General features: G+C 70.7%; 21 protein-coding genes. 18 read left to right on the forward strand and 3 right to left on the reverse strand.

Annotated elements, in window-relative coordinates; genetic code table 11:
* Nucleotides 1-104: 104 nt before the first annotated feature.
* The 4 genes from EBN03_RS21260 to EBN03_RS21275 all read left to right on the forward strand — a co-directional run bounded on the left by EBN03_RS21260 (nucleotide 105) and on the right by EBN03_RS21275 (nucleotide 3,576).
* Entirely contained in the window at nucleotides 105-1,808 is a 1,704-nt protein-coding gene (locus tag EBN03_RS21260) for an ABC transporter substrate-binding protein (protein WP_122189838.1), read from the forward strand.
* A 37-nt stretch (nucleotides 1,809-1,845) separates the two neighbouring features.
* Complete coding sequence (locus EBN03_RS21265; RefSeq protein WP_122189936.1) at nucleotides 1,846-2,418, forward strand: adenine phosphoribosyltransferase; 573 nt, start codon at nucleotides 1,846-1,848, stop codon at nucleotides 2,416-2,418.
* Between the two features lie 126 nt (nucleotides 2,419-2,544).
* Complete coding sequence (locus EBN03_RS21270) at nucleotides 2,545-2,958, forward strand: hypothetical protein (protein ID WP_122189839.1); 414 nt, start codon at nucleotides 2,545-2,547, stop codon at nucleotides 2,956-2,958.
* Nucleotides 2,959-3,126: 168 nt separating this feature from the next.
* Nucleotides 3,127-3,576, forward strand: a complete 450-nt coding sequence (locus tag EBN03_RS21275) for a nitroreductase/quinone reductase family protein (protein ID WP_122189840.1) — start codon at nucleotides 3,127-3,129, stop codon at nucleotides 3,574-3,576.
* An 82-nt stretch (nucleotides 3,577-3,658) separates the two neighbouring features.
* Here EBN03_RS21275 and EBN03_RS21280 read toward each other — a convergent pair whose 3' ends face one another.
* Nucleotides 3,659-3,991, reverse strand: a complete 333-nt coding sequence (locus EBN03_RS21280; RefSeq protein WP_122189841.1) for a YnfA family protein — start codon at nucleotides 3,989-3,991, stop codon at nucleotides 3,659-3,661.
* A 176-nt stretch (nucleotides 3,992-4,167) separates the two neighbouring features.
* Here EBN03_RS21280 and EBN03_RS21285 point away from each other — a divergent pair, with 176 nt between their 5' ends.
* Together EBN03_RS21285 and ppnP are read left to right on the forward strand one after the other, a co-directional pair.
* Nucleotides 4,168-6,543: a RelA/SpoT family protein gene (locus EBN03_RS21285; RefSeq protein WP_122189842.1), complete on the forward strand. Its 2,376-nt coding sequence runs from the start codon at nucleotides 4,168-4,170 to the stop codon at nucleotides 6,541-6,543.
* Nucleotides 6,544-6,663: 120 nt separating this feature from the next.
* Nucleotides 6,664-6,975 (forward strand): pyrimidine/purine nucleoside phosphorylase, encoded by a 312-nt coding sequence (gene ppnP / locus EBN03_RS21290; protein ID WP_122189843.1) that lies wholly within the window; start codon nucleotides 6,664-6,666, stop codon nucleotides 6,973-6,975.
* A gap of 126 nt (nucleotides 6,976-7,101) precedes the next feature.
* Here ppnP and EBN03_RS21295 read toward each other — a convergent pair whose 3' ends face one another.
* Nucleotides 7,102-7,989: a DMT family transporter gene (locus EBN03_RS21295; protein ID WP_122189844.1), complete on the reverse strand. Its 888-nt coding sequence runs from the start codon at nucleotides 7,987-7,989 to the stop codon at nucleotides 7,102-7,104.
* A 1,265-nt stretch (nucleotides 7,990-9,254) separates the two neighbouring features.
* On the opposite strand from EBN03_RS21295, the gene EBN03_RS21300 reads away from it, so the two are divergent.
* The 8 genes from EBN03_RS21300 (at nucleotide 9,255) to EBN03_RS21335 (ending at nucleotide 16,307) form a co-directional block, all read left to right on the forward strand.
* On the forward strand, nucleotides 9,255-10,178 hold the full coding sequence (locus EBN03_RS21300) for a hypothetical protein (RefSeq protein ID WP_122189845.1): 924 nt from the start codon (nucleotides 9,255-9,257) through the stop codon (nucleotides 10,176-10,178).
* 15 nt (nucleotides 10,179-10,193) lie between these two features.
* A complete protein-coding gene (locus tag EBN03_RS21305; RefSeq protein WP_122189846.1) occupies nucleotides 10,194-11,057 on the forward strand; it encodes a MinD/ParA family ATP-binding protein in 864 nt (287 codons plus the stop codon).
* Entirely contained in the window at nucleotides 11,054-11,704 is a 651-nt protein-coding gene (locus tag EBN03_RS21310; RefSeq protein ID WP_233608510.1) for a hypothetical protein, read from the forward strand. Before EBN03_RS21305 ends, EBN03_RS21310 begins: the two co-directional genes overlap by 4 nt.
* Before the next feature lie 147 nt (nucleotides 11,705-11,851).
* Nucleotides 11,852-12,148, forward strand: coding sequence for a hypothetical protein (locus EBN03_RS21315; RefSeq protein WP_122189848.1), 297 nt, complete (start codon nucleotides 11,852-11,854; stop codon nucleotides 12,146-12,148).
* A complete protein-coding gene (locus tag EBN03_RS21320; protein WP_122189849.1) occupies nucleotides 12,148-12,399 on the forward strand; it encodes a hypothetical protein in 252 nt (83 codons plus the stop codon). Before EBN03_RS21315 ends, EBN03_RS21320 begins: the two co-directional genes overlap by 1 nt.
* Before the next feature lie 46 nt (nucleotides 12,400-12,445).
* A complete protein-coding gene (locus tag EBN03_RS21325) occupies nucleotides 12,446-13,291 on the forward strand; it encodes a hypothetical protein (protein ID WP_122189850.1) in 846 nt (281 codons plus the stop codon).
* Nucleotides 13,292-13,353: 62 nt separating this feature from the next.
* Nucleotides 13,354-14,799 (forward strand): hypothetical protein, encoded by a 1,446-nt coding sequence (locus tag EBN03_RS21330; protein ID WP_233608511.1) that lies wholly within the window; start codon nucleotides 13,354-13,356, stop codon nucleotides 14,797-14,799.
* Complete coding sequence (locus EBN03_RS21335) at nucleotides 14,796-16,307, forward strand: SCO6880 family protein (protein ID WP_122189851.1); 1,512 nt, start codon at nucleotides 14,796-14,798, stop codon at nucleotides 16,305-16,307. The genes EBN03_RS21330 and EBN03_RS21335 overlap by 4 nt, the downstream gene beginning before the upstream one ends.
* A 280-nt stretch (nucleotides 16,308-16,587) precedes the next feature.
* On the opposite strand, the gene EBN03_RS21340 is transcribed toward EBN03_RS21335, so the two are convergent.
* On the reverse strand, nucleotides 16,588-17,313 hold the full coding sequence (locus EBN03_RS21340) for a hypothetical protein (RefSeq protein WP_122189852.1): 726 nt from the start codon (nucleotides 17,311-17,313) through the stop codon (nucleotides 16,588-16,590).
* 1,548 nt (nucleotides 17,314-18,861) lie between these two features.
* Here EBN03_RS21340 and EBN03_RS21350 point away from each other — a divergent pair.
* The 4 genes from EBN03_RS21350 (at nucleotide 18,862) to EBN03_RS21365 (ending at nucleotide 23,519) form a co-directional block, all read left to right on the forward strand.
* A complete protein-coding gene (locus EBN03_RS21350) occupies nucleotides 18,862-20,835 on the forward strand; it encodes a chromosomal replication initiator protein DnaA (RefSeq protein ID WP_233608512.1) in 1,974 nt (657 codons plus the stop codon).
* Nucleotides 20,836-20,885: 50 nt separating this feature from the next.
* Nucleotides 20,886-21,140 (forward strand): transposase, encoded by a 255-nt coding sequence (locus tag EBN03_RS21355; RefSeq protein WP_233608513.1) that lies wholly within the window; start codon nucleotides 20,886-20,888, stop codon nucleotides 21,138-21,140.
* Between the two features lie 31 nt (nucleotides 21,141-21,171).
* On the forward strand, nucleotides 21,172-22,935 hold the full coding sequence (locus EBN03_RS21360; protein ID WP_122189855.1) for a peptidoglycan DD-metalloendopeptidase family protein: 1,764 nt from the start codon (nucleotides 21,172-21,174) through the stop codon (nucleotides 22,933-22,935).
* A 65-nt stretch (nucleotides 22,936-23,000) separates the two neighbouring features.
* Nucleotides 23,001-23,519 carry a hypothetical protein gene (locus tag EBN03_RS21365; RefSeq protein WP_233608514.1) on the forward strand — a complete coding sequence of 173 codons (519 nt, stop codon included), beginning with the start codon at nucleotides 23,001-23,003 and terminating at the stop codon, nucleotides 23,517-23,519.
* Nucleotide 23,520 lies beyond the last annotated feature (1 nt).

Below are 23,520 nucleotides of genomic sequence, written 5' to 3' on the forward strand. Positions count from 1 at the left end.
ACGTGGTGACGACGAGCGGCAGCGGGGCCGGAGGAGGAGACAGTTTGCGCGACCACGGAGTCGGACAGGTGTCAGGGTCCGGGAGCTCGAGCGCGAGATCGGTGGTGCGCAGACCTCGGCACGGCCGGCGGCCGGTGCGGATCGCCGCGCTGATCACCGCGAGCGCGCTGGCGGGCGGGGCGCTGTCCGCGTGTGCGAGCAAGAATCAGGTGCCCTCGATCGGGTATGCGGTCGACGCCGTGGTGTCGACCTACAACGGCAGTAGCGCGGTGGGCGGGACCAGCGGTGTCGCAACGATTTTCGGGCGGGTACTGCCCGGCTTCTTCTACACCGGCCCCGACGGGCAGCCGGTGGCGGACACCGATTTCGGTACCGCCAAGGAGGTTCCGGGCGATGTGCAGACCATCCAGTACCGGCTGAACCCGGAGGGCTCGTGGTCGGACGGCACGCCGACCACGTGTGACGATCTGGTGCTGGAGTGGGCGGCCCGCAGCGGCCGGTTCACCGGCCCGGCCGGGCAGCCGCTGTTCGATGCCGCCAGCACGCTGGGCTATTCCGATATCGAGCGCGTGGAATGCCAGCCGGGGTCCAAGGACGCGACGGTGGTGTTCCGTCCGGGTCGGCATTATCTGAACTGGCGCACGCTCTTCGGGGCCGGGGAGATCATGCCCGCGCACGTGGCAGCGCAGCAGGCCGGGGTGCCGAACGTGGTGGCCGCGGTGCAGGCCGCCGATCCCGGGGTTCTGGGCAAGCTGTCCCAGTTCTGGAACATCGGCTGGATCCTGCAGCCGGGACCGGTGGACGCGGCGAAGTTCCCCGCGTCGGGCCCGTACCGGATCGAATCCTTCAGCGCCACAGACGGTCTCGTGCTGGTGAAGAACGACAAGTGGTCCGGCCTGGCCCCGCGAACCCCACGGATCGTGGTGTGGCCCAAGAACACCGATGTCGTCAAGGCGGTGGCGGACAAGGCGGTCGAGGTCGTCGACATCGGTGCCGAGTCCGTGCCCGGACTGAAGCTGGACGGTTTCTCGGTGCAGCAGGTGGCCGGCCGGGGCGCCGAACAGCTGATTCTGGCCACGATGACCGGGGTGTTCGACAATGCGGCGGCGCGGCGCGCCCTGGCCGGGTGCCTGCCCCGGCAGTCGCTGTTCGACCAGCTGGGTCACCCGGGTTTCGAGGCCAAGACCGGGCTGGGCTCGGGAATGCTGAATTCCCGCATCCTGCAACCGGACTCGGTCTACTACCCGGCGGCGACCGGCATCGCCGACCAGTATCACAACGGCGATGCCGCGGCGGCGAAGGCGCTCAGCGGTGAGACGGTCCGCATCGGCTACCGGGCGCCCGACGACCGCCGCGCCCGCGCGGTGAAGATGATCGCCGATGCCTGCGGCCAGGCGGGTGTGACCGTAGTCGACGCCGGCGCACCGGATTTCACGCCGGACCGGCTGGTGGCCGGCACGGCGGACGCAATGCTCGGCGGGCCCGGCGGGGTGCCCGGGCCGGCCGGTTCGCAGACCGGAGGGGACGCCGCCGCGGCGCTGCGCACCGGACAGGGCCTCAATGTCGGCCGCTACGGAAACGGCCGCTACGATGCGATCACCGATCAACTTGCGGCAGATGACAATTCGATGAACATCCTGAATCTGGTCACCGAGTCGGAAAATCTGCTGTGGACGGAGATGCCGTCGATTCCGCTGTTCTCCACTCCGCGCACCGTCGCGTTCGGTGCCGGGCTGGAGAACGGAATCGTGAACCCCACCAAGGCCGGTGCGGGTTGGAATATGGACCGCTGGGTGTTTCGGCGGTGAGTGCCCGTTGTGGGCGCGTTACGAGGAGTGGGTGGAGATGAGCAAGCACACGATGACCGAGACCGCCGAGGCGGCCGGGGAGCGGACGGCGAAGGCGGCCGAGGCCGTCCAGAACCTGACCCGCTGGCGTGACGACTTCCCCACTCCGGGTGTCCGGTTCGCCGATCTGACGCCGGTGTTCGCCGATGCCGCGGGGTTCCAGGCCGTGATCGAGTGCTTGGGCGCGGTGGCGCCGCGCGCGGATCTGGTGGCAGGTGTGGACGCGCGCGGGTTCCTGCTCGGTGCGGGCGTGGCGGCGGCGCTGGGTACGGGCGTGCTCGCGGTGCGCAAGGCCGGCAAGCTGCCGCCGCCGGTGCGGAGCCGGGAGTACACCCTGGAGTACGGCACCGCGTCGCTGGAGATTCCGGCGGACGGGATCGAGCTGGCCGGCCGGCGGGTGCTGCTGATCGACGATGTGCTGGCGACCGGCGGCACGCTGGCCGCGGCCGCGGAACTGCTGACCGAGGCCGGTGCCGAGGTGGTGGCGGCCGCGGTGGTGCTCGAGCTCGAGGCGCTCGGCGGCCGGGCCCGGCAGGGGGACTACACGCTCTCCGCCGTCATCAAGTTGTAAAGTCCTCGACCGTTCGTTGTAACGTGTCGGTGCCGGTCGCCGTGTTCACTTCGCGTGTGCCGGTGACGATCCCGATCCGAGAGCGCTCGTTCGCGGGAGTATCGGCGAACGGTAGGAGGCATCCACATGAGTCGTCCCGGGCGTGCCCGGCTCACCGCCATCGCGGTCGGTGCGGCCGGTGCGATGGTCGCGGTCGGCGCGGCGACGGCATCGCCGACGCCGCAGGCGCAGCTGCACGGTGGCGTGGGGATCACCGCCCGGGTGACGGGGGAACGGCCCGGCGGTGAGTGCCGGATCCAGGCGCACGGGGTGAACATGCCCTGGCGGCCGGTGGGCGCGGACGGCGCGGCCGATCTGGACACCGGGAAGATTCCGGCCGGGCGGTACGACGCGCAGGTCGTGTGCGCCCCGACGTCGTCGGGCCTGGCGGCTCGCCCGGTCGGGCGGCCGGAGGATGTGTACACCGGTCGCTGGGCCGCCGCGGACGGCTTCCTGCACCGCTACGGACTGGAGTTCCTGACTCCCCACGATCGTCACTGAGGCCGACCAGGCCGCATCGAGACCCGACAACGGGCCCGCCGACCGGCGGGCCCGTTGTCGTTTTCCGGGGCCGCCGAAAAAGAGAGAGCACTGCTCTTGACTTTCGGCGGTGCGAGGCGCATGCTGGTTACGGAACGAGAGCAGTGCTCACAAATCTGAGGAGAAATCATGACCGCCATGCGCAACGTTCAGGCCACCGGTATGGACGCCGTGTTCAACTCGGTGGTGAACCGTCTGTCGAAGTGGGGCGTCACCATGGCCGGCTCGCGCCTGCTGGCCGTGCGCGGCCGCAGCACCGGTGAATGGCGCACCACCACGGTGAACCCCCTGGTCATGCCGGATGGCACCCGCTACCTGGTCGCCCCGCGCGGCCACACCCAGTGGGTGCGCAACATGCGGGTCGCCGGCGGCGGTGAACTGCGCCTGGGCCGCAAGGTCGAGCCCTTCGTCGCCACCGAGGTCGCCGACGCCGACAAGGTTCCGGTGCTGCGGCAGTACCTGGTCAAGTGGGGCTGGGAGGTTGGCCAGTTCTTCGAGGGCATCACCAAGGACGCCACCGACGAGCAGCTCGCCGAGATCGCGCCCGGATTCCCGGTCTTCGAGATCCGGCCCGCCTGAGACGGCCGGCGGCCGGAGCGGAGCGTGACCACGCAGGCCGTCCGGATGGGCGAAAGGGATACAGCCTGAACCGGACTCGGCCTCAGCCGCGCGGGCCGTACATGACGACCGCGACCCCGAGCAGGCAGATCACGGCACCGACCACGTCCGAACGGTCGGGCCGGTAACCGTCGACCACCATGCCCCAGGCCAGCGATCCGGCGACGAACACCCCGCCGTAGGCGGCCAGGACCCGCCCGAAGTTCGGATCCGGCTGGAACGTGGCCACGAAGCCGTACGCGCCGAGCATCAGCACGCCCGCCGCCACCCACCACAGCCCGCGGTGTTCGCGCCACCCCTGCCAGACCAGCCATGCCCCGCCGATCTCGGTGAGTGCGGCCAGTGCGAACAACAGCAGGGATCGGACCACGGTCATGGTCCAGACCCTAGATCCAGGCGCCCGCGGCGACGCCGGCGACCGGGCGGCAACGGCACTCTCCGGCACCTGTCGGTGCGCGGGATTAGAGTGAGCGTTCCGGGCGATACATTGGTGGTACAGGCTGTGCGACGGTCGGATACTGTGTGCCGATCGAGCTGGGGAGAGGTGGTGGCATGACTGTGATCGACGACGCGAATGCTGGGCAGCCGGCGGCGGGTGAGCGACCCAAGCCCACCACGCCCGCAGCCCCGGCCGCGCCGGTGGAACGTCGCGCCGCAGCCCCCGCCGCGGTGCCCACGTCCGCCTCGCGTCGCGTCCGCGCGCGCCTGGCCCGCCGCATGACCGGCCAGCGCGGCATCTCGGCGGTGAAGCCGGTCCTGGAGCCGCTGGCCACGGTGCACCGCGAGCTGTACCCGAAGGCGAATCTGCAACAGCTGCAGCGGGCCTTCGACGTCGCCGACGAGCGGCACCAGCATCAGTTCCGCAAATCCGGTGACCCCTACATCACGCACCCGCTCGCGGTCGCGAACATCCTGGCCGAGCTCGGGATGGATACCACCACGCTGGTCGCCGCCCTGCTGCACGACACCGTCGAGGACACCGGCTACTCGCTCGAGGAGCTGACCGCGGAGTTCGGTCAGGAGGTCGCGCACCTGGTCGACGGCGTCACCAAACTCGACAAGGTGAACCTCGGCGCGGCCGCCGAGGCCGAGACCATCCGCAAGATGATCATCGCCATGGCCCGCGACCCGCGCGTGCTGGTGATCAAGGTCGCCGACCGGCTGCACAACATGCGTACCATGCGCTTCCTGCCGCCGGAGAAGCAGGCCAAGAAGGCCCGCGAGACGCTGGAAGTCATTGCGCCGCTGGCACATCGGCTCGGTATGGCCACCGTCAAGTGGGAGCTGGAGGACCTCGCCTTCGCGATCCTGCACCCCAAGAAGTACGACGAGATCGTGCGCCTGGTCGCCGATCGCGCGCCCTCGCGCGACACCTACCTGGCCCGGGTGCGCGCCGAGATCGTGAACACGCTCGCCGCCAGCCGGATCAACGCCGTGGTCGAGGGCCGGCCCAAGCACTACTGGTCGATCTACCAGAAGATGATCGTCAAGGGTAAAGACTTCGACGACATCCACGACCTGGTCGGTATCCGCATCCTGTGCGACGAGCTGCGCGACTGCTACGCGGCGGTCGGTGTGGTGCACTCGCTGTGGCAGCCGATGGCCGGGCGGTTCAAGGACTACATCGCCCAGCCGCGCTACGGCGTGTACCAGTCGCTGCACACCACGGTCGTCGGCCCCGACGGCAAGCCGCTGGAAGTGCAGATCCGCACCCACGACATGCACCGCACCGCCGAGTTCGGAATCGCCGCGCACTGGCGCTACAAGGAGACCCGCGGCAAGCACTCCGGCGATATCGCCGAGGTCGACGACATGGCCTGGATGCGGCAGCTGCTCGACTGGCAGCGTGAGGCCGCGGACCCGGCCGAGTTCCTGGAGTCGCTGCGCTTCGACCTCAAGTCACCGGAGATCTTCGTGTTCACCCCGAAGGGTGACGTGATCACGTTGCCGCAGAAGTCGACTCCGGTCGACTTCGCCTACGCGGTGCACACCGAGGTCGGGCACAAGTGCATCGGTGCCCGCGTGAACGGTCGCCTGGTGGCGCTGGAACGGCAGCTGGAGAACGGTGAGGTCGTCGAGATCTTCACCTCGAAGGCGCAGAACGCCGGCCCGAGCCGCGACTGGCAGAACTTCGTGGTTTCCCCGCGCGCCAAGGCCAAGATCCGGCAGTGGTTCGCCAAGGAGCGGCGTGAAGAGGCCCTCGAAGCCGGTAAGGAGCACATCTCCAAGGAGGTGCGCCGCTCCGGGCTGCCTCTGCAGCGGTTGATGGGTGTCGACGCCATGACGGCGCTGGCCCACGAACTGCACTACACCGACATCTCGGCGCTGTACGCCGCGGTCGGCGAGGGCCAGGTGTCGGCGCACCACGTGGTGCAGCGGCTCATGGCCCAGCTCGGTGGCGTCGGCGACGTGGAAAACGAACTGGCCGAACGCAGTACGCCGTCCACGCTGCCCGCGCGGCAGCGCACCACCGGCGACGCCGGCGTCGAGGTGCCCGGTGCTCCCGGCACGGTCGCCAAGCTGGCCAAGTGCTGCACGCCGGTACCGGGCGACGAGATCATGGGCTTCGTGACGCGCGGTGGTGCGGTGAGCGTGCACCGCACCGACTGCACCAACGCCGATTCACTGCGCGAGCAGTCCGAGCGGATCATCGAGGTGAAGTGGGCGCCGTCGCCGTCCTCGGTGTTCCTGGTCGCCATCCAGATCGAGGCGCTCGACCGCACCCGCCTGCTGTCCGATGTCACCAAGGTGCTCGCCGACGAGAAGGTCAACATCCTGTCCGCGTCGGTCACCACCTCGGGTGACCGGGTGGCGATCAGCAAGTTCACCTTCGAGATGGGCGACCCGAAGCACCTGGGTCACCTGCTGAACGTGGTCCGCAATGTGGAGGGTGTGTACGACGTCTACCGGGTGACGTCGGCCGCGTGAGCGTCGGGGCCGGAGGCGGCAGCGGAGCGTAACCACGGAGGCCCCGGTCACGTGGCCCATGAGATGCAGCGGCCCAGCCCCTCGGTAAGCTGGCAGCTCAGCTCACCAGGGAAGGACATCATGCCGCAGTTCGAGAACGTCACCGTCGCCAAGAAGGCGAACGTCTACTTCGACGGAAAGTGCGTCAGCCACTCGGTCACGCTCGCGGACGGGACCACCAAGTCCGTCGGCGTGATCCTGCCGTCGTCGCTGACCTTCTCGACGGGTGCCCCGGAGATCATGGAGCTGCTCGAGGGCGAGTGCAAGGTCACGCTGCCGGGCGCCACCGAGGCCGTGACCTTCCGCGGCGGCGAGCAGTTCAGTGTTCCGGGCAACAGCTCCTTCGACATCGAGGTCACCGAGACCTTGCACTACGTCTGCCACTTCGGCTGAGCCGTCCCGAGTTTTTAGCGCGCGGCAGGCGAGCCGTCGTCGGTCCGGCACGCGTGCCGGCGGTGGGGGTGCCGAGCCGATTTTGGGCGTACCCGGTGAGTTACCCGGATCTTCCGAAATCAGTTGTTACGAAGCAATAGTGCTGTCGGGGCCGGACACCACGGGGTCCGGCCCCGCTTCCGCGCGTGAAAGTTGTACGGCGGCAACGCACATCACGACCGCCGCGGCGGCGACGACCGCGATGCCGAGGGGTCCGGTGCGGAGTCGTTCGTCCAGGACGGTCGCGCCGACGGCGGCGGCAGCCAGTGGCTCGCCGACGGTGAAGGCGGGGAACGATGCCGACAGCGGGCCGATCTGGTAGCCGCGCTGCTGCAGATACAGGCCGCCGATGCCGGTGGCCACCAGCGCGTAGGTCTCCCAGTTGGTGAGGAGCGCGCGTGCGCCGACGTCGGCGTACAGCCGGGTCACATTGTCGGTGAAGGCCGCCGAGGTCCCGAACAGCAGTCCGGCCGCGGCCCCCAGCAGCAGTGCCTGCCAGGTGGGCCGCCGAACCGTGAGGGCGACGGTGATCGCCGCGGCCACCAGCGCACCGAGCACGACCAGTGGCCCCACCCAGCGCTGCCACGGCGCGTGGGTGATGCCGTCGCTGGGATCGCCGACCACCAGGAAGATCGCCAGCGCGATCGACAGCGCCGCGGCGTGCGCCCACATGATCGCGGTCACCGGCCGCCCGCTGTAGCGCGCGGCCAACGGTAACGCGAACACCAAGGCGCTCACCAGGATCGGCTGCACGATGAGCACCGACCCCAAGGCCAGCGCGGCCACCTGGAGTCCGAAACCTCCGGCGTCGCCGACCATTCCGGCCCACCACCGCGGATTGCGGGTGAGCTGCCGCAGCAGCCCCTCGCCCTCGGGCACCGCGGCCGCGGCCCGCTGCTGCGCCACCGCGGCGACAGCGAACAACACGGCCCCGGCGAACGCGCAGCCGATCGCCGCGACATGAGTGTCGGCCATCCTCACCCTTCTCCGTGGTGCCCGCGACGGTACCGCTCTCCGGCCGCCCCGAATCGATCCGGCCGAGCGCCGACCCGATCCGAGCCAACTCCCGGACACACTGCACAAATCCGGCGAAACCACCTGGTGCGCCGCTCGTGCCGGGCCTCCCGATCTCGCTGCGAAACTACCACCGCGGGGACGCACCCAGCCTGTGGCATCGCGCGCGGCGTCGTGGGCCTGAAAGCCACGACCGCAGGTTCGCGGGGCGATCGGTGGACAGGACCGCCACGGCCCGAGGGCTGATGGCTAGCGGTGCTGCTTCGTGGGCATGTCGAGTGCCAGTGCGCGGCGCTTCGGGGCGGCCGGTGTGCGGGAACGCCGTGTGAGCGCGCGGATGTGGAGCGCGTTTGTGGGACGCGGGGTTCGGGTGGCAGGGAGGGTGCATCGGGACGGCCGGTGTGCGGGAACAGCGTGCGAGCGCGCGGATGTGGAGCGCGTTTGTGGGGCGGGGGGTTCGGGTGGCAGGGAGGGTGCATCGGGACGGCCGGTGTGCGGGAACAGTGTGCGAGCGCGCGGCTCTTGGGCGCGGGTTCGGGTGGCAGTCGGGGTGCTTCGGGACGGCCGGTGTGCGGGAGCGCTTGTGCGAGCGCGTGGATGAGTAGAGCGCTGGAGTGTAGGGAGCGGTTCGGGGCGCAGGGGCAGTGCAGGGGGTTTGTCGGGCAGCGGGGTGTCCGAATGCGTCTGGTGGGGTGCGGGTCCAGGGCGTCGAGTGGCGTGTCGAGGCCCGGCGCGGGTCGGTCGGCGCGGGATATGCTTGGGGGAGTATCGATTTGCATACCGGTCGGTATTTTCAACCTTTCGGTGATGGGCTGCGACAGTGCCTGAGCTCTGTTACGGTTTATTCGTTTCGGGGTTCGCGCGGCGGGAGCGGCAACTCGAAGTGATCTCTCCGTCTCCGAATCGACTGCGACGCTGGTGAAGGGGGATCCTGATGCCGACCGCACACACGATCCGATCTCGGCAGTCCACCCGACCCGTGTCGGCGCCGAAAGTGCCGTTCGGAATCGAATCGGTGTCGACCGGCGCGTCGAGTTCACCGAATTCGCCGTATACGGGACAATTTCCACCTGGGACCACCTGTGCGGGTGTGTCTCCGGGCCGGCGTTCCGGCAGCGTCCGGTACGGCGGCTCCCGGCCCGGCTGGCACCACCCCGTCTCCACCGACTGATCGCGAGAGGTCCGACGATGCTGCACGCTGTGGCCGGCCCTGCGGGGACGGGGGAATGTTGAAGTCGTACAAAATTCTCGCCCGGTGGTATCCGGCACTGGAACCGCTCGCCGCGACCGACCCGGGCATCCCCGCGGGCGGCGCACCGGCGCCCGCGCCGCGCACCGGAGAGCCCGCCGTCAAGGGCGGTAGCTACCCGTACTACATCACCGATACCGCGCCCGAACCCGTGCCGCCGCCCTACACGCCGGAGTCCGGTAGCCGCCGGGGCGAATTCAGCGGTGGCTGGACCGATTGGGTGGGCGCTCGCGCCCCCGGCCCCGACGCCGGGCATCCGGCCGGCCCCGATGCGGACCTGATCCGGTTGCCCTGGAGCGACGAGGAATTCGACGGCGATCCGGCCCGCCGCACCCCGGGTGCGGTGGGCCGGTCGCTGCGAGACCGGATCCGTCCCCGGCGTCGGCCGCTGCAGATCTCGATTGCCGTGGCATTGCTGGGTGTCTCGGCGGCGGTGACCGGGTATTCGCTGCAAGCCCATCAGGATTCGCCGCGCCACACCGACGCCCCCGGGGTGCGGCTGAGCGCCGCCGGTCTGGACGAGTCCGGCGCGGGCCGCTGCGTCACCGAACGGACCGACGAGATGGTGCGCGGAGCGGAACCCGGCGGTACCGGCTCGGGTCCGGACGCGGTGCTGTGGTTCCAGCACTCGTACTACGTGGAACGCTCGGCGCAACGGGCACGCGAGGTCGTCGCGCCGGGTGCGGCGGTGCCGTCCGCGGCGGTGATCCAGCGCGGGATCGATTCCGTCCCCGCCGGAACCGACTACTGCGTCCGGGTCGTCACGGTGACCCCGGAGCGGTTCGCGGTGGCGGTGACCGAGTACCGGCCGGACGGCGGTATCGCGACCTACGGCGGGCAGGTGGTCACCACGGCAGTGGTCGGCGGTCGCACGCTCATCACGAGCATCACGGCTGGATGAGGGAGAACTGAGGCGATGGACCAGGACTGGAGCCGGTGGCTCGACGAGGCGCCCGAGTTGACGCCGGAGCGGGCCGAGCGGGTGCGGACTCCGGTGGTGCGGTTGCGCCGAGGCCGCGGTGACGAGCCCGGTGGCGCGACCCGGCCGATCCTGGTGGTCGGCGGCTGCGGTGGTGCCGGTACCACCACGACCGCGCTCGGCCTGGCCGGTGAACTGAACGTGGGCGGCGCCGCGACGGTCGCGGTCGACGCCACGTCGTCGGGCAGTGACCTCGCGCTGCGCGGCGCCGACGAGCACCTGAGCCCGATCAGCCTGCAGTCCTGGCTCTACGGCCGCGGCGACGACGAACCGGCACCGCTCAAGGAATGCCTGTCCCGCGCCACCTCCGGTATCGGCCTGCTGTGGCGTGACGCCGCGCCGCTGCGCCGCCGGGCCACCTACCTGACGGTCGCCCGGGCGATCGGGGATTCGGGCTACGTCCCGGTGTACGACGGCGGCAACCCGATCGCGGCCCGGCAGCTGCGGCCGCTGCTCGAGGACGGCGATATCGCTCTGGTACTGGCGATTCCGGCGCGCGCGGATGCGGCGAACCGGCTGCGCACCACCCTGGAGTGGCTCGACGACGAGTTCGGCGCGCCCGGTGAGGGCCCCGGCGCGGGGATCGTCGGCGACACCACAATCGTTGTCTCGCACCAGCTTCCGGGTGGCAACGCCACGGTCGCCGACCATTTGCGCGAGCATCTGGACGGGTGGGTGCGCGATATTCGCGAGATCCCCTACGACCCGCACCTGGCCCGGGGCGAACTGGTGCGGCACAACGCGCTGGCCGCGGAGACCCGCGCCGCCTATCGGGGGTTGCTGGCGGAGGTGGCATCATGACTTCCGCTATGAGATCGACTGCGGGAGACGATGTCCCGGCCGGGACGGTCGGCGTCGTCGCGCCGCCCGAGGCGCGCCGGGCGCCGGTATGGGACCGGCCGGTGCCGGGCGCGGGCCGCGCGCCACTGGTGTGGTTGCTCGGCGTGCACGGTGGCGCCGGGGCCACGACGCTGGCGCATGTGCTGGCCCCGGCCGCGGATGCGCACCGGCGCTGGCCGGGGGTGTTCGAGCGCGAGTCTCCGTTCGTCGTTCTCGTTGCGCGCGAGACCATTTCGGGCCTGACCCACGCCCACGACCTGCTCCGCCAGCATCACGCCGGGCTGGCCGGGCCGGGGTCGGTGCTGGGCCTGGTGACCGTCGCCGCGCGGCCGGGGCGGATTCCCGCCGAGATCCGCCGCTATCGCGACGTCGTGGGCTCGCTGGCCGGGGCGGTGTGGCAGCTGCCCTGGTACGAGGAATGGACCCTGGTCGAAGCCGACCAGCTGCCGGTGTGGTCGCCGGGCGATCCGCCACCGGTGCAGAAGAAGCGGAAACTCGATCTGCTGCACGAGGTTCCGCACGACGTCGACGCCCTCGGGGCCGATATCGTAGAGCTGATTCGTGAAAGGCTCAGTGGTAGTTCGCCATTGGACGAAGGACGCCGGTGAGTACCGGGGTCCGGTGCGGTTGTTGGGCACCGCAGGGGCAGCCGTCGGGACCGAGGGCCACGCTGTGGCCTCGAGAAGGCGTTGTGTCTAACGGTGTACCTCAGGTAGATAGTTGGAAGACCGAACACCGATCGAGAAGGACGCTTGATGAGTGCCATCTTCGCTGCCGTGCACGAGACGTACGGCGCAGTGCTCGCACAGGTCGGGAACCCGACCCCCGAGGCGCCTCCTGCCGCGGACAAATTGCTGAAACTGGTTCGTTACTTCACTTGGTTCGTGCTGCTGTCGGGAGTGCTGGGAATCACGTACGCGGGCGGCAAGTTCGCCTGGGAGAAGTGGACCGGCGGCGGTATGGAGTCCCCGAAGATGGTGGCCGGGGCCATGATCGGAGGAATCGTGGCGACCAGCGCCGGCACCATCCTTAACGCGGTGATAGGAAGCTGATGACGACCCTCGCCTACAAGCAGATGCCCGCCGACGTGCTCGCACCGATCATGCAGCTGATCGACTGGCTGCTGTGGGCGGTACTGCTCGTCTGCCTCGTGTGGATGATCATCGCGGCCGGCCGGATGTGGTCGGCCATGCGCGACGGCATGGCGGTGAACGACGCCACCCACGGCGTCACCGTCAGCCTGCTGGGTGCGATCACGGCCAGCTCGGCCACCTCCATCGCCCTGGCCTTCCTGCCGACCTGACCGACCCCGATCCGTATCCGTACCCAGTGAATTCGAAAGGCAGCGCATGACCGAACGGCCCGCACGCGGGGAGTCGTACGACGACTCCGGCCGTGGTGTCTCGTTCGGCGTCGTCGTCTCGGCCGCGGTACTGGCACTGATCGTGATCGCCGGAATCATCATGTACGCCAACCGGAGCAGCCCCGGCCCGGTGCACAACGACGCCGGCGCGGCACCCGCGGTCTCGGCGGCTTCCGGGGCGACGGGGTTCGCGGATCCGGAGATCGACCTGTTCGGCCGCCGGATCGACGTGCCGAACAATCCGGCCGGCCAGCCGCTGGTGCAGGTGGCGACCAAGCCGCGGTCCGCGACGGACCCGGACTGGCTCACCGCCGCACCGGCCGGCACCACCGAGCCGCACGGCTGGCAGCGGGTGTACGGGGCCTCGGTTCCGTTCTCCACCAGTGACGGACCGGCCCGGATCGACAACGGCCTGGCCGTCGGATACAGCCACACCCCGCAGGGGGCGGCGCTGGCCGCGGCGCAGATCACCTACCGGCTCAATGCCCGTCCGGCCGACCGGGACCTGTACGTGCGACAGGTCCGGGTCACGGCAGCGCAGATCGCCGCGTACGACAAGGCCCGGTCGGACGGGAAACTGCCCGACCAGCAACCCGAACGCGTCACCCGGTACCTGGTGGCACCGGATGCGTTCCAGATCGAGAACTATGCCGACGATCTCGCCATCGTCCGCCTGGCCGCGCGCGGCCCGGTGACCGACGGCAAACAGATGTGGGCAGCCGTACGCCTGGTCATGGTGTGGGAAGACGGGGACTGGCGGCTGAAGCCGACCGACGGCGCCGCCGGCCACAGCGACTACGTGGATTCGCTGACGGGATGGACGAAATGGTGATCCAGCGGAATGAACGCGGCGCGGTTCGCGCTGCCGACCGACGCGACAGGAGGCCGAATACGATGCTGTTCAGGCGGCTGATGACGATCTTCGCGGTGATCTTCACCGTGATGATCGCGACACCGACTGTGGCCTACGGTCAGGAATACGGATTCGACCAGTCCTGCAACGAGATTCACGACGCGCTCGACAACCTCGGGGTGCCGGGACTGTCGCTCGGTGACGCGGCCTCGGCGGCCTGCAAGGCCGGCAACGTGGCGACCCACCCGGGTGACGCCGCGGCGACGGTCCGGGACAAGGCGTGGGACTCCACCTTCGGCAAGGTGGTCGACTCGCTGATGAGCGGTCTGGGCCAAGCGCTGGTGATGGCGCTGACCTTCTGGATGAAGGTGCCTGCCGACCGGATCAGTGATACCGGCCAATTATTCAGCAAGATAAACGATTACACGTATCAAGCCCAGATCCTGCTGCTCATAGTGTCGGTGATCCTGTCCGGGGCGAGATTGGCCGAGGCCAGGCGCGGCGCGGTGCTGTCGGAGGCCACCGAATCGTTCCGGATGTTCGCCCGGGTGATCTTCAGTTCCTGGATGCTGGGCGCGGTGGTCGTGGCCGGTACGCAGGCGTCGGACCGCTTCTCCTCCTGGGTGATTCAGGACGCCACCAACGGCAATGCCAAGAACATCGCCGAACTGCTGGTGAAAACGTCCAAGCTGCAGGCATTCTCGCCGGGTCTGGTGCTGATCATCGCGATCGTCGGCCTGCTCGGGGCGCTCGCGCAGATCGTGCTGGCCATCGTGCGTCAGGGTCTGCTGGTCGTGGCGGCGGGAGTGCTGCCGCTGGCGGCGGCGGCCGGTGGCACCCAGACCGGGCGGCAGGCCTATCCGAAGCTGATCGGCTGGATCATCGCGTTCATGCTCTGGAAGCCGGTCGCGGCCATCGTCTACATGATCGCGTTCGTGGCGGTCGCCGACACCGACAACAGCGGTGCCGGTGCGGGATTGCCCGATGCCGACGAGGCGCAGCGGATGCTGGTGGCGATCGTGCTGCTGTGCAGTGTGGCCTTCGTGCTGCCCGCCCTGATGCGCCTGGTGACGCCCGCGGTGGCGATCGTCGGTAGCGGCGGTTCGGGTCTGGCCGCGGCCGGCAGTGTGGCGCTGGGTGCGGCGGCGCTGGGCGCGGTCGGTACCAAGGCCGTCTCGGTGCGTGGTGCGGCCGCGGCGGGTTCGCCCGGTTACGTCGGCCGCGGTGGCGGGCGGCGGCCTCCGGGCGGTTCGGGGCCGCGCGGAGGGGGAGCACCCCGGCCACAGGTTCCGCCCCGCGGTCCGCAGGGCGGCGGCGCGCCCGCGAGTTCCCAGCCCTCGGGCGCGACCCGCGTGATGAACAACGTCGCGGCCGCGCGGGCGGCCACCCAGGGACTGAGCCGCGCCGAAGCCGGAATGGGTGACGTCGCCGGTGATCGGTGGGCCAACCGGGCTCCGGACCTCGGCGGGAATACGATTCCGCGATGACGACCACCGAATCCACCGGCCGGGTGGGCTACGAATACGAGCGCCGCTCGTACGGCCTGTGGCAGAAGCCACGCAGCGCAGGCCTTTTCGGGCTGCGCTGGGGCGAGACCGTGCTGGGGTTCGTGGTCGTGCTCACCGCCCTGATGACCGCGCTGATCGCGGGGCCGCAACCGGCCTTCGCCGTCGCGGGTGTCGGTGTGGTGGTCATGGTTCCACTGGTGTGGCGGACGGGGGGCCGCTCCGGTTACGAGACGGGATGGATGATGTTCCACTGGTTGCGCGGCCGCAGTAACGGTGAGCACGTCTACCGTGGCGGTCGCTTCTCGCGGATCCCCGGCGGGATGGCCCGGCTGCCCGGTCTGATGGCACCCTCCAAGCTGTACGAGGGGATCGACGCCGGCGGCTACAGCTTCGGCATGATCCACCTGCCCCAGTTCGCCCACTACACCGTGGTTCTGCGGGCCTGGCCGCAGGGCCACGAGGCCGTCGACCAGCCGGTGATCGACCGCTGGGTGTCGGCGTGGGGCACCTTCCTGGCCTCGCTGGGGCAGACCTCCGACATCGTCGCGGTGGTACCGGTGATCGACACCGTCCCCGAGACCGGCAACCGGTTGCTCACCGAGGTGTCGACCATCACCCATCCCGAGGCGCCGGATCTGGCGCAGCAGGTGATGTTCGAGCTGGCGACCGAATTGCCCCAGGAGCGTGTGCAATTGCTGCCCAGGGTGTCGATCACGTTCAAGGCCACCACGGCCGAGCGGCGCAAGAACCCCGCCGAGGAGGCCGTCGAGATCGGCCGCCGGCTGCCGGGCATCTGCGCGGCGCTGGCCGAGGCCGGGGTGCGGGCGCAGCCGATGTCGGCGGACGAGGTGATCTCGTTCATCCGCCGCAGCTACGACCCCGCCTCGCAAGCGGATCTGGAGGTGGCGGCCGGTGAGCCCGGTGGCCATGGCCTGGACTGGGCCGACGCCGGCCCGGTCTCGCACGAGGAGCGCTGGGACCACTTCCTGCACGACGGCGGACGGTCGGTGACCTGGGAGATGGACACCGCCCCCGAGGGCGCGGTCGACGAACGGGTGCTGCAGCGCCTGCTGGCACCGAATCCCGAAGTGCCGCGCAAGCGCATCGCGATCGTCTACCGGCCGCATTCGGCCGCCGACGCCGCGGAGATCGTCGACGACGACTACAAGAACGCCCTCGTCGCCCAGCAGAGCGAACGTGGTGTGGTGTCCGCGGCGGCCACGCTGCGGGTCGGCGCCACCCAGCAGGCCCGCGAGGAACAAGCCCGCGGCCACGGTGTCACTCGCTTCGGTGCCCTGGTGACCATCACCGAGCCGCTGCGCGGTGACCTGCCCCGGATCGAATCCATCACCCGGGACCTGTCCACTCAGGCGCGCTTGAAGATCCGGCGGTGTTACCGCTACCAGGCGGCCGCGTTCGCGGCGTCGCTGGGGTGCGGGGTGATCCTGCCGGAGCACGCGTCGATCCCGAACGCGCTGGCGGGGTGAGCGTCGCGTGACCGAGGAGGACCTGCAGCCGCGCCGGCGGGGCGCGCCGCCCCGCTACCGGGAGCGGATCGTCGACACCGCGAACCCCGACCCGATCGGCCGGGGCGCGCACACCGCTGCGGCGGAACGGGAATCGCTGCGGGCGCTCGGCGACGGCGAACCGGCGCCCGCGCCGGCGTGGGCGGTCGACCTGCCCGCCCGGGCGGTGCCGGAGAAGTCCGGTGGCCGGCTGCGCCGGTGGCTGTCGGACCGGGGACGCGACAACACCGCTGAACCTCGGCTACGCGATGTACCCAAGGATCTGGGCCGCCCGGCGCGGGATCCGGGCCGGGGCGCGCCGCCCGGCCGCCGCGCGCGGCCCGACGCGGCCGAGGTCGATCCGCGGGATCGGGGTCCGCATCCGCAGGACCGCCCGGGTCGCGACGAGATGCGTCCGCGCCGGCCCGAACGTGATGTGCGGGAGCGGCGGGACGACTGGGACCGGCGTGGTGATCGGGAACGACGGGACGATCTGGACCGTCGTGACGACCGGGTGTGGCGGGATGACCGTGAGCGCTTCGAGGGTCTGGATCGCCGTGAGGATCGGGGTCGGCGGGATGACCGTGAGCGCTTCGAGGGTCTGGATCGCCGTGAGGATCGGGGTCGGCGGGATGACCGTGAGCGCTTCGAGGGTCTGGATCGCCGTGAGGATCGGGGTCGGCGTGACGACCGCGAGCGCCGGGAAGACTTGGAGCGCCGTGACGAGCGGGCGCGGCGGGACGGCCGCGATCGGCGGGACGACCGGGACCCGCGCACGGCGAGTCGCGGTGCCGCCGAACATGATCCACGGGAACGGCGGACCGAGCGCGATCCGCGCGCCGACGGCCGCCGGGGTGCGGACGGGGACGAGTTGCGTCCTAGCCGGGTAGCGGGACCCGAAGGGGGCCGCCGCGCGGACGACGAGGGCCGGCGCCGGGCCGGTCGGCTCGCCGGGGACGCCGGCCGCCGGCGCCGCGACGACGAACACGCACAGCGCGCGGCCACCGAACGCCGCGGCCCGGCCGCGGACGGTGACCGCGCCCGCCGGCCGATCACCGATATCGACCGGGATGCGGAACGGATATCCGGCCGCGGGGACCGGTACCGCGATGTGCCCGACCGCCGGGCCGACGATCGGCGCGGTGGGAACGAAATGCGCCCGCCGGCAAGCGGATTCGACAGCGATCGCGCCATCTACCGGGCACCTCTGCCGCCGCCGGGACTGCGCGGGCAGGTGCTCGGCGACCGGGACTCCGCCCGCCTCGGCGCGCCCGGCCCGTCGGCACCCGCCTTCCCCGACGACTTCGGCGCCCCGCGCGGCCCGGCCGCCGCACGCGGTGTCGCCGAGCGCTCGGACCTCGGCTCGCCGGTGGAAGGCGCGGCAGTCGACTCCGGTCCGGCGCCCGGAGAGTTCGGCATCGACGAGATCGCCGCCCCGGCGCCGAGCGGCCGACGGGGATCCAGGCTGCGACGCGGTTCGGAAGCCGGTGTGCCGGGGTCGGATTCCGATGTGGATCGCCTCAGGAGTTCCGCTGGTCCGGCGGAGTCGGCGGCCGGTCTGCGACGCGGCTCGGAAACCGGAGTGCCGGAGTCGGGTACCTATGGGGACCGCGTCGGAAATTCCGCTGAGTCGGTGGCCGACCTGCGCCCCGGTTCGAAAACCGGAGTGCCGGGGTCGGATTCCGATGTAGATCGCCTCGGGAGTTCCGCTGGTCCGGCGGAGTCGGCGGCCGGTCTGCGACGCGGCTCGGAAACCGGAGTGCCGGAGCCGGGTACCTATGGGGACCGCGTCGGGAATTCCGCTGGTTCCGCGGAGTCGTCAGCCGGTCCGCGGGGCGCGCCGGATGCCGGAGTGCCGGAGTCGGGTACCTATGGGGACCGCGTCAGGAATTCCGCTGGTTCCGCGGTGTCGTCAGCCGGTCTGCGGCGCTCGCCGGATGCAGGTGTGCCGGAGTCGGGCGTCGGTGGCCGACGCGGCGCTGCTGGGCCAGCAGGTTCGGCTGCGGCGGGCCGTGGGGCCGAGCCTGGTACGGACGAGGGCGATCGACTGTCTGACGCCGGACACGCCGATGCGGCTGTCGGTCTCGGACAGACGCCGGAGAAACCTGCGGCGGAATCGGGTACCGATGGCCGTCCCGGTGCTGTTGCTGGGCAGGCTGATTCAGCGACCGGTCGGCGGCGCGGCTCGGAAGCTGATGTGTCCGCACCGGGTATCGGCCGTGGCGCTGCTGCGGGGCAGCCTGATTCGGCGGTCGACTCGGATTCCCGTGCGGTAGTTGCGGGGCAGGCCGGCTCGGCGCAGGAAACTTCCGCCGAGTCCGGTGTGGTCCAGGCCGGTGGAGGGGAATTCGGCACTGCCGGTTCGGATATGCGGGCCGACGGTGTCGATCCTGCGGCGCGAGCAGGGAACACGCCGCCTGTAGCGCGAAAAGGCCGGGCGCCCAAGGGGCGTGCGGCGGGGCGGCAGGCCGAGCCGGGGGCTCGGCGGCAGGCCCCGGGTGGCCGGCGGTCGGAGTCTCGGTCCGCGGAAACGGGTATGTCCAGCGGTATGGCCGAGGGGCAGGGCGAGATGCGTCAGGGCGGTTCCACCACAGCACGTGCGGGTGAGGAACCCGCAACACCGCGGCGCGCGGTGCCGGGCCGGTTCCCGGGCGCTCCCCGGCGTCCGGCCGGAGGCAGCGCGGCCCGGCCCGGCACCGAGCGGCGGCCGAGCGAGCGCGGCACGGCCGCCCCCGTGGCCCGCAGCCGCAAGGTCGCACCGGACCCGCAGCGGGGCAAGCGCGGTAAGGGCGGGGCACAACGGCCGCGGCAACAGCGTTCCGGCCCGCCGCTGCTCGACGACGTCACCCGCGCCAACTACGAGGCGATCGCCCGTGAGCGCGGCGGGTTGCGCGCGGCGTGGGCGGCCTTCCGGATCCGCACCGACGACCTGCGCCGCATGAACGCCGCCGCTCGCCTGGAGGCGGTGGTGGAGGACGGTTTCGACCGCGACACCCTGCCGCTCACCGATCGCGGCTACGCCGGACCGGGTGGCGGCCGGATGAGCGTGGTCGGCCGCCCGGTGGAGTACCGGGCCACCACCGCGCAGGTCGCGGGGCTGTGGCCGTGGTCGGTCGGCGCGGGCGCGCCGCTGATCGGCACCCCGCTGGGTTCGCATCTGCACACCGGCGCGCCGGTCTGCTTCGACCCGATGAACTGGTTCATGCGCGGCAGTTTCATCACCGCGCCGAGCCTGTTCGTGTTGGGCCTCAACGGTTTCGGTAAGTCCTCGCTGGTCCGGCGGATCGTGCTCGGCGGTGTGGCGCAGGGGATCACCCCGCTGGTGCTGGCCGACGTCAAGCCCGACTACCGCAAGCTGGTCGAACTGGTCGGCGGCCAGGTCATCGACCTGGGTTACGGCCATGGCCAGCTGAATCCGCTGGCCGGCGGTGTGCTCGGGGCGATCGTGCCGCAGCTCGACCATCTGCCGCAGGTGCAGGAGCAGGTGCTGCAGGAACTACGCGCCCGGCAGGTCACCCTGATCGCGGGTCTGGTGGAACTGGTTCGAGGTTCGCGGGTCCGCGATTTCGAGGAGACCCTGGTCTCCACCGCGCTGCGGATCCTGTACCGGGAGGGCAGCGGTTTCACCGCCGCCGAGCCGCCGATCATGGAGAACCTGCTCGAGGTGATCGTCGCGGGCGGTGACCAGCTCATGCTGGACGCCGGTGCCGACACCCCCGGGGAATACCAGGAGTCGATCAAGGGCCTGCGGCGTTCGCTGCGGGCGCTGACCTCCGGACCGTTCGGCGCGATCTTCAACGGGCAGACCACGACTCCGATCGACACCGGTTCGGTGGCGGTGTGCATCGACGTCTCGCACATCCCCAACGGGGACAAGAAACTCAAGGCCGCGGTCATGCTGGCCTGCTGGGCCGACGGTTTCGCCTCGGTGGAGGCCGCGCACGTGCTGGCCGACGCCGAGCTGGGTCCGCAGCGGTACTTCCAGGTCGTCATGGACGAGTTGTGGCAGGTGCTGGGCCTGGGCGACTTCATGGTCGACCGGGTCGACGAGCTGACCCGGTTGCAGCGTGGCCTGGCCACGTCGCTGATCATGATCAGCCACACCATCAAGGACCTCCAGTCGCTCGGTTCGGAGGCGGCGATCGCGAAGGCGGTCGGCTTCCTGGAACGCGCGCGGGCCAAGATCTTCGGCGCACTACCGCCGGAGGAGATCAAGCGGCTGGACTCGACGGTGCCGTTCACCGTCGCCGAGGAGGAGATGGTGACCGGCTGGTCGGCGCCGCAGGCCCTGACCGGTGAGGCGCTCAAGCCCGGCCAGACCCGGCCGCCCGCACCGGGTACCGGCAAGTTCCTGCTCAAGATCGGTGAGGACCGGCGCCCCGGCATCCCGTTCCAGATGGAGTTCACGCTCTCGGAGAAGGAGAGCGGAATCCACGACACCAACCAGCGGTTCAGCGAGTTCAACGAGTCCACCGATCGCCGCGGCGACGAGGGGAGTGGTGCCGCATGATGCCGCACCGGTCGTATCGGCGGGTTTCGCCGCAGGTCAGACAGACGGCGGTGGAGCAGGTGGTGGCGCTGACCGGCAAGCTGCGCAGCGAGTCGGAGGCCTGCCGGGTGGTGGCCGAACAGATCGGCGTGCACACCAATTCGGTGCGCAACTGGGTTCGCGCGGCCGAACGACCGGGCCTGGATCGGCTCGACGCGGGTGCGTTGCGCCGCCAGGTGGCGTTGCTGCAGCAGCAGCTGGCCGCCGCGGCGGAGATGAACCGTTCCCTGGTCGATTCGCTGAACGAAACCAACCGGGCCACATGATCGGTGGGCCGCGTTCCGGCACCGGTGGCCCGTGAACGCGCGGACGATGGTCGGTCTCACGCTGGGCAGTGTGCTCGCTCTGATCACGCTGGTCGTCGTGATCGTGCTCCCGGCCTCCGACGACTCGTGCGCCGATTCCCCGACCGTCACCAACAGCAGTACGGCGCAAGGGGATCCGAATCTGGCGGCGGCCACCTCGGCGGGCCCGACGTCGACCGCGGGCGACGGCTCGACGTCGGCTACGGCCGCGTTGTCGTCCACCACGGCGACGAGTAGCACTGCGCCGGTACCGGTTCCGATCGAATCGCAGAACCCCGCCACGAGCGCGCCCGACACCCCGGCCACCGTGGCCGCCCCGCAGCCGGTGGCCGCGATCACCTCGGGCACACCGCCGTTGGGTCCGATCCGGCGAACCTGGCCGCTGGCGGCGGGCACCTTCACCATCTCCGATGTGTTCGGCGCACGCAACGGCACCCACCTGGGTGTGGACCTGGCCGGCGCGGACGGGACCCCGATCTATTCGGTGGCCGACGGGCGGGTGGTCGCGGCGGGACCGGCGGCGGGCTTCGGCAATTGGATCGTGATCGACTCGATCGACGTCAACGGGCGGCCGTTCTCCGCGGTGTACGGGCACGAATGGCCTTCCGGGGTGCGGGTGCACGTCGGAGACCAGGTGAAGGCCGGCCAGCAGATCGGCAATATCGGCAGCGCCGGTCAATCCACCGGCCCGCACTTGCATTTCGAGATCGTGCCCGGCGGCCGGCTGACCGGCGGCCACCAGATCGACCCGCTGCCCTGGCTGGACGGCGCACCCACCCCGCAATCCTCCGGGGCCTGGCCGTTCTCGGCGAATCCGATGTGCAGCATGGGTTTCGGCACCGCGGGCGGGGCGCTGGCCGACGGCAAGGTCCCGCCGGAACTCGACCTGTGGTATCGCCGGGCCGGTTCCCTGTGCCCCGAGATCGCGCCCTCGGTGCTGGCGGCGCAGGGGCGGCAGGAGTCGGGTTTCCGGCGCGGTCTCACCTCGCCGGCCGGTGCTGTCGGCCTGGCCCAGTTCCTGCCCTCCACCGCACAATTGATCGATCCCGACGACGGCAAGCCGTATCTCATCGACGCCGAGGGCAACGGTAACGCGAGCCTGTGGGACGACGGTGACGCGATCATGGCGCAGGGCCGCTACATGTGCGCGCTGGCGCACGGCATCGAACGGTGGATCGCCGAGGGCCGGGTCCGCGGTGAGGTGGTCCCGCTGGCGCTGGCCGCCTACAACGCCGGCAGCGGCGCGGTGCTGGCGTCGGGCGGGATGCCGAACCAGGTAGCCGCGCACTTCTCCGAGACCCAGCCCTACGTGGCCAACATTCTGGCGATGGAACCGCAGTATCGCGCGGCGGGTTCCGAGGGCCGGTTCGAGCCGGGCAACGGCACCGCGGGCAGCCAGATCGTGCAGGCCGGACAGCAGTGGACCGGGACGCCGTACGTGTGGGGTGCCGGTGGCCCGCAGGGGCCGTCGAACGGCGGCCTGGACGGGCCCGGGCTCACCTCGGCCGCGGTGTTCGCCGCCTCTCAGGGCGCGGTCACCTTGCCGCGCACCGCCGAACAGCAGTGGGAGTTCGGCGGTGAGGTGAAGTGGCAGGCGGCTCGGCCCGGGGATCTGGTGTTCAGTTCGTTCGGCCCGCGTGGACCCGCGCAGGTCGGGATCTACCTGGGTAACGGCAGCATGCTGTACGCCGCGCCGGGGACCGGGGTCGCCGCGGCCTCGGTTCCCGGTGATGCCCGATTGCGGCGGGTGTTGTGATGGTCCCTAGTCGTTCGCGACCGTTAGCCTGGAGGTATCCGATCGTTCGCGCGAGTCTGGTGGTGATGCTGATGGTCGGCGTCGCGTCGGTGAGTGCCGCATGTGCGGGCGGCAGTGGCGATTCCGCCACGTCCTCCGTCGCGGTGAGTTCCACCACCCGCCGGCTGGAGGCGGCGCCGCAGCCGGATCCCGCGTCGCCCGACGGCGTGGCGGTGGCCGCGCTGCGGGAGATCTACACCTGGCACCCGGCCGACGAGATGCCCGGTGCGTCCCTGGAGCGGGCCCGGAAGTGGCTGGGGCCCAACCTGATCCGGATACTGGATACACCCGCGTCGGATGCCGGCCCGAAACCCTCACTGCAGTGGGGTGATTGGGCCCGGGCTCGGGCGCAGGTCGAGGCCTTCACCTTCGCTTCGGGGGAGAAGGCGCCGCCCGGCGCCGATCCGGACCACCAGCAGTACAAGATCGGAATCGAGCAGACGGCCGTCTACCCCGACGGCCACCGGGACCAGCTGGCCCCGGCCACGGTCATCGCCACCGTCGTGCGCACCGCCGACGGCTGGCGACTCGACGAATTCCACTGAG

The sequence above is a fragment of the Nocardia stercoris genome, assembly GCF_003696265.1.
GTDB lineage: Bacteria > Actinomycetota > Actinomycetes > Mycobacteriales > Mycobacteriaceae > Nocardia > Nocardia stercoris.